This window comes from Psychrobacter sp. Pi2-1, assembly GCF_904846645.1.
Lineage (GTDB): Bacteria > Pseudomonadota > Gammaproteobacteria > Pseudomonadales > Moraxellaceae > Psychrobacter.
In genome coordinates, this window is record NZ_CAJHBO010000051.1 from 1 (window position 1) to 841 (window position 841).

1 protein-coding gene is annotated in these 841 nt (G+C 34.2%); it reads right to left on the minus strand.

Features of this window, described 5'->3' with window-relative positions; all coding sequences use genetic code 11:
- Positions 1-67: 67 nt before the first annotated feature.
- Positions 68-403 (minus strand): hypothetical protein, encoded by a 336-nt coding sequence (locus JMX91_RS13200; RefSeq protein ID WP_201549621.1) that lies wholly within the window; start codon positions 401-403, stop codon positions 68-70.
- Positions 404-841 lie beyond the last annotated feature (438 nt).

The following is an 841-nucleotide window of genomic DNA, read 5'->3' on the forward strand; positions in this document are numbered from 1 at the left end:
ATCAGACTAGGATTCAAAAGGGTTTGGGCTATAAAACGCCAAGACAAGTGTGGTTTGACTTTTATCGTCAAGCTGCGTAACTAAAATCTCCCAAGTTTAGTTCTACGGGATTGACAGCAGGGGTCACATTGTCGTTAAATATCCTATCAAAGAACAAGTGTTCTTGCTCTTTAAGCATCCGCTCATAAGACCCCATATGCATCAAAAGATAAGTATATATGTATAAGTAGGCCATCTCTTTTTTAGTAAAATCTGCATGCTCAAATCTTTTACCGTTTTCTAGTATGTCTTCTCTTACATATTTATCTAAGTTGCTGTTATTTTCTTTAGCACTAATAACGCTGTTGCTTTCATTTAAAAATGAAATTACTTCCTTGTTCAGCACTTCTATTATGCAACTCACATCGTTCCCTTTTCTTAGGTTAATTTAATTATACCTATATGTAGTAGATATAGACTATAAATTTATACGGGTAATTCTTAGGTTATTAGGTATTTTTATCAAACCATATTAGACCTCTTACAAAAGTACCAGTTTATTTATTTGTACTGACGTAGTTACAAGGGATAGTGATAACTTATGCAAGAGGTCTATTGTAGACAATCAATTTTAAATATCAAACTAAAATCTAGTATAAGGTTTCTTATTATTTATTTGTTATAACATGGCTATACTAAGATCGCGTCCCTACATTAACCCGCATATGCGAGGAATGACCCCTGCTGTCAATCCCGTAGAACTAAACTTGGGAGATTTTAGTTACGCAGCTTGACGATAAAAGTCAAACCACACTTGTCTTGGCGTTTTATAGCCCAAACCCTTTTGAATCCTAGTCTGATT